The following is a 5,355-nucleotide window of genomic DNA, read 5'->3' on the forward strand; positions in this document are numbered from 1 at the left end:
TTTATTTGTGTCGCATTTAATTTTACAACTTATCTATTATAAAAATTTTTTCAATCCTTATATTCAATTTTAAAATAATCTAAATATGCCTTAAACCTATCTTGTGCTGACAGGCAAGTTTCTATCAAGTTGCCTCTTTCCTTTTTGTATTCTGCTAGCCCTCTATAATAGAAAAATTTTAAGTCTTCACTAATGATAAAGGGAACGAGGTCATGCTTTAGACACTCCTTAAAGACAATCAACCTGCCAAGTCTTCCATTGCCATCTTGGAAGGGATGAATTTTTTCAAACCTATAGTGGAAGTCAATTATATCTTCTAGAGTCTTATCTGCCTTATCATTGTATGAGTCTAAAAGCTTTTTCATATCACTAGACACATATTGGGGTAAACTCGTTTCATATCCACCAACTTCATTGGGGTAGACCTTATAGTCTCCAACCCTAAACCAATCTAGCTTTGAGTCACTTGTTCCAGCCTTTAAAAATTTGTGAATATCTTTTATATAGTCTTCTGTTAAATCTTCATCGTAGGAGTCGATGACCTTATCGATTGATTGAAAGTGATTTACAGTTTCTATAACATCATCAACATTTACTGACTCATTGACACCAAGAGTATTAGTTTCAAATATCATCCTAGTTTGGTCTTCAGTCAGTTTACTTCCCTCGATGTGATTAGAATTATAAGTGAATTCAACTTGAAGTTTGTGATATATTCCACCACTTATTTTATTGTTTTTCTCATATCTTAAAACATCTAATAATTTCCTCTTCATAATACAATTATATCCTTTTTGCCAGCAGCCAACAAGAAAGCAATAAGTCAAAGTCTCCTAGGTCTTAGATAAGGCTAATACAAAATAGAAAATTTTTAAAAATTATCTTGGATGATGATTTGTCTATTTTTATTTATGTCTTCTGCCTTCTTTAGCATTCTCTCAAGATCTTTTTCATCAAAATTATAAACTGAGTTGCAGAAATAGCAATTTACTTCTGCCTTCTTGTCCTCTTCTAGGATTTCTCTAATTTCCTTTGGTCCAACTGAGACTATTGCATCTTCAACTTTTTCACGAGAGCAGTTGCACTTGTACTCGATGTCTCTTCTTTCAAGCACCTTGTAGTTCATACCTTCCATTAAAATTTCAATTAACTTTTCTGCATCGTGGTACTCATCAATTACCGAAGTTACATTCTTTAACTTTTTCAAGTTTTCTTCTAGCTTTGCAATTTCTTCTTCCCTGCAGTCTGGCATTAGTTGAACTATAAAGCCTCCTGCTGCCTTTATTGAATAGTCAACATCAACTAGAACTCCAAGACCAACTGCTGATGGAATTTGGTCAGATTGCAAGAAGTAAACTGCAAGGTCTTCTGCTATTTCCCCACTTGTTAGATTAACTGTCCCTGTGTAGGGCTTCTTCATTCCTACATCCATTGTCATAGTCAAGTTTCCTTGACCAACTACTCCAGCAACGTCTATCTTTCCATCGGACTCCCTTGTTGGAAGGTCTGCCCCAGGTCTTGAAACGTAACCCTTTACAAAACCATCATTTTTACAAGTTGCAATAATGGGACCTGCTGGACCATTTCCATTAATGGAAAGAGTTACGGAGTCTCTTTCATTTTTTTGCCAGGATCCAATGATTGCTGTTGCAGTTAAAACCCTGCCCAAGGCTGCTGAAGTTGTCTTTGAAAGATTGTGAATTTTTCTTGCCTCTTCAACTACATCTGTTGTTATGGCTGCAGATATTTTTATAGTTTCTGTTTCATCTATTGCTCTTAAAATATATCCCAAATTTACCTCCTTGCGATTATTGTGTATCTAGAACTTGTGTCACTTACCTCTCTAAACTCATAGTCATCGTAAACTTCTAGATCACAAAATCCAATTTCTTTTAAAATTTTTGTCACATAAGAAAGGTTGTAGGCCCTCTCTAGGTGTTCTTCGTAAAATCTCTTATAATTGTTGTCTTCAGTGTTTCTGAAAAAATTAACCCCATAGGTATTTAGTTTTGACTCCCCATCAAAAATATTTTCCCAGATGTAAAAGACATCTTCAACTTCATCAACAGTTACGGGATCAATGTTCTTGAACTTGTACTCTGTGTTGAGGTCAAAGATAAAAATCCCACCCTCTCTTAGGTGGTTGTAGGCTGACCTCAAGGCATCCTCAAAGTCTTCCCTATCTATTAAATAATTTAAGCTGTCACCAACTGAGACTATAGCGTCATAAGTCCCTGGGGCAGAAAAGCCTGCCATATTTTGCTTAAAAAGTCTTAAATTTCTACTCCTAATCTTATTTTCACAGACTGCCAACATATCCTCTGATAGGTCAAAGGCATGGACCTTGTAGTCCTTGACAAGTTTTTCAGTAAGGCCACCTGTCCCACAAGCCATTTCCAAAATTAAGTCAGCTTCTAAAGATCTTTTCTCTAGAAGCTCTCTAATAAATTTATAAATTTTTTCGTAGTCAAGGTCGTACATAAGCTTGTCGTAAAAATAAGCAAAATCTCCGTACATCATGATCTGGATTCAAGCTCCTTCAAAATTTCTTCCAATACCCTAGTGGAATTTTCGTGGATGACAACATCAGCACGCCTATCCATTGGTGTTGGGTCATTGTTAATTATAATCAAGTGGTCCACGTAGTTTGGCAAAAAGTTTACTGGTGAAACGGTAAGGGATGAGCCAACAACTATTAGGGTGTCAGTGGAATCAAGTTCCCTTGCTCCCCTTTCGAAGTCGTCTGGCATCATATCACCAAACATTACAACATTGGGCCTAATTACTCCGCCACAAGCATCACATCTTGGTGGAATTTCTCCAGCCTCAACTTTTTTTCTCATTAGGGCAAAGGGATATTCCTTGCCACACTTCATACAGTGGGTCCCACGAGTTTCGCCATGAACTTCATATATATTTTTTGAGCCAGCCTTGGCGTGAAGGTTGTCAATGTTTTGTGTGATTATGCCAGCTAAAAAGCCTTCCTCTTCCATCTTAGCAAGGGCCTTGTGACCTCCATTGGGTTCTTGGTCGTTTAGGTCTTCTAAAATCTTGTAGCCTTCCTTATAAAAAATTTCTGGATGATTTAAAAGTCTGTCCTTAGAAAGAGCAAGGGCTGGATTCATCTTGGAATAGTAGCCAGAGGATGACCTAAAGTCAGGAATCCCTGAATCTGTGGAAATACCTGCCCCAGTTAGGGCAAAAACCTTCTTTGATTTTAAAATTAAATCTGCTGCTTCTTTAATCTTATCCATATCCTATCTCCTTAAAAAACAATATAGTGATAGATGAAATACAAAATCACAAGGGCAATAAGGGGCACAAAGTTGAACAAGTCAATGGCCTCTACATCCCTATACCTTATCCTAGCTTGACCCTCAGCTTGATTTTCCTTCTTTAGATTTTTCAAAATTAGCCTGCTTAAGACTATTGAGAAAATTGAAAGGACAACTAAAATTATAATAATTGAAAGCTCAAGAGAACCAATCTCACGAGAAAATTTTGTCTGCCTCAAAAAGCTAAAGACCCTTTCATTTACATACCTGGCAGATAAAACTGCAAGGACGTTGTTGACAAAATGAGCCAAAATTGCAGGTAGTATTGAGCCAGTAAATTCAATTAAACTTGCAAATAAAAGTCCCAACAAGAAGGGTGCTATAAAATTTTGGATGTCAAAGTGGAAGAGGGCAAAGACAAGGGCAGATACCACTATGGCAAACCTCTCTCCATAAACATTGTAGGCATTGGTAAGGGTTCCCCTAAAGAAAACTTCTTCACAAATTGCCGGTACAAGGCACATAAAAATTAAATAATTAAAAATCGGAACCTTTTGTAACATTAACTCCATAGGGAAATTTTTGTATTCAATGAAATTAGAAAGAAGGGACAAAAATACTCCGTTAAGGAGTAAAATCACAGGATAGGTTAATATCACAAGGATAATTGTAAGCCCCAAACTCTTCATTGGAACCCTCTTGACCTTTAAAACCTCTTTTATTCTTCCTGTTGAAGATATAAGTAAGGCTGGGATCAAAACAATTACCACTTCTGTTATGAAGGTCCCCCAAAAGCTAAAACGTTCCTGAATGTTAAATCCAATTGTCAAAAATATAATTGCAAGAACGAGAGTCAAGGAGTTGACACTCATTACATTTAAATTTTTCTTCTTAAAGTTTCTCATTTTTTTCCTTATAAGTGTAGATGTAAGGGACATTCCTGTAGTGATCGCCATAGTTTAGGCCGTAGCCAACTATAAAGAGGTCCTCAATTTCAAAGCCAACATAGTCGGCACTTACATCTGCCTCTCTCCTTGAAGGTTTATCTAACAAGACGCAAGTCTTTAAGGACTTAGGTTTGTAAGTCATTAACTTTTCCTTCACAGCATAGAGGGTGTTGCCTGTGTCCAATATGTCATCAACTATTAAGACATTCCTGCCTTCTATGTTTGTGCGAAGGTCTGTCAAGAACCTAACCTCTCCACTAGAGCTTTCGCTGTGGCCATAACTTGACGTTGTTAAAAAATCTATTTCTACTAATCTGTCTATCTCTCTAACTAAGTCTGCTGCAAAAATAAAACTTCCCCTTAAAAGAGAAATAACTACGAAATCATCTTCGAAGTCTTTTTCAATCATCTTGCCCAGGCTTACAACTTTTTCTTGTATCTCTTCACGAGAAAATAAAATTTCTTTTTCCATAATTCCTCCATTTACATTATATCAAAAACTTGTAAAAATTCATCTTTAATTGCCATTATAAGCCTGGCTTTGGTATAATGACTTGGAAGGTGATCTTATGAAAAAAAGTTCTTTTGAACTTGCATTAAATAAATTATTAATCCTCTACATAATAGACAACTTCAACCACAGACTAAAGGAGAATGACCTGTCTTATTTTGTATTGGATATTGAGCTCTTCAATTATTTTTACTTCAAACAATATTTAAAGGAGCTAGAGTCAACGGGCCTTGTCCTCTTTGACAATGAAAAAAAATATTATCTCTCAGATGATGGAGTCAAGACCTTAAATATTTTCTACGAGCAAATACCTGAAGAAAATATAAAATTCTTAGACGAGAAGATGGAAGACTACCACCACAAATTACTTTTAAAAAATTCTGTATCTGCTGAAGCTATAGAAAGAGATGGGAGCCATTACGCTCATTTAAAAATTAGAGACGATGAGATTGAAGTATTAAATTTAAAAATTGAAACTTCAGATGCCACTATGGCAAAAAAAATTTCTGCCAACTTCAAAAAAAATCCTGAAGAAATTTACTCAGAAATTTTAAAAATTTTGACAGAAGAAGAAAATAAATAAGTAACCGAGTAGGGCTAAATAAATAGCCCTCTCACACCA

The 5,355-nt window shown here is 35.8% G+C and carries 7 protein-coding genes; 1 reads left to right on the forward strand and 6 read right to left on the reverse strand.

The window, feature by feature from the left end; translation table 11 throughout:
* Positions 1 to 50: 50 nt before the first annotated feature.
* From HMPREF1864_RS02025 to hpt, 6 genes are all read right to left on the reverse strand, one after another.
* Positions 51 to 776 (reverse strand): Fic family protein, encoded by a 726-nt coding sequence (locus HMPREF1864_RS02025; RefSeq protein WP_062571184.1) that lies wholly within the window; start codon positions 774 to 776, stop codon positions 51 to 53.
* Between the two features lie 95 nt (positions 777 to 871).
* On the reverse strand, positions 872 to 1,792 hold the full coding sequence (gene hslO, locus HMPREF1864_RS02030; RefSeq protein WP_062571179.1) for an Hsp33 family molecular chaperone HslO: 921 nt from the start codon (positions 1,790 to 1,792) through the stop codon (positions 872 to 874).
* A gap of 2 nt (positions 1,793 to 1,794) precedes the next feature.
* Positions 1,795 to 2,520, reverse strand: coding sequence for a class I SAM-dependent DNA methyltransferase (locus HMPREF1864_RS02035; RefSeq protein ID WP_062571180.1), 726 nt, complete (start codon positions 2,518 to 2,520; stop codon positions 1,795 to 1,797).
* Positions 2,517 to 3,254, reverse strand: coding sequence for an SIR2 family NAD-dependent protein deacylase (locus HMPREF1864_RS02040; RefSeq protein ID WP_062571181.1), 738 nt, complete (start codon positions 3,252 to 3,254; stop codon positions 2,517 to 2,519). Before HMPREF1864_RS02040 ends, HMPREF1864_RS02035 begins: the two co-directional genes overlap by 4 nt.
* An 11-nt stretch (positions 3,255 to 3,265) precedes the next feature.
* Entirely contained in the window at positions 3,266 to 4,180 is a 915-nt protein-coding gene (locus HMPREF1864_RS02045; RefSeq protein ID WP_082718894.1) for a type II CAAX endopeptidase family protein, read from the reverse strand.
* Positions 4,167 to 4,694: a hypoxanthine phosphoribosyltransferase gene (gene hpt, locus HMPREF1864_RS02050; RefSeq protein ID WP_062571182.1), complete on the reverse strand. Its 528-nt coding sequence runs from the start codon at positions 4,692 to 4,694 to the stop codon at positions 4,167 to 4,169. Before hpt ends, HMPREF1864_RS02045 begins: the two co-directional genes overlap by 14 nt.
* Before the next feature lie 97 nt (positions 4,695 to 4,791).
* On the opposite strand from hpt, the gene HMPREF1864_RS02055 reads away from it, so the two are divergent.
* A complete protein-coding gene (locus HMPREF1864_RS02055) occupies positions 4,792 to 5,316 on the forward strand; it encodes a DUF4364 family protein (protein ID WP_062571183.1) in 525 nt (174 codons plus the stop codon).
* Positions 5,317 to 5,355: the final 39 nt, after the last annotated feature.

It is taken from the genome of Peptoniphilus sp. DNF00840 (assembly GCF_001553125.1).
GTDB classification, from domain to species: Bacteria; Bacillota; Clostridia; order Tissierellales; family Peptoniphilaceae; genus Peptoniphilus_A; species Peptoniphilus_A vaginalis.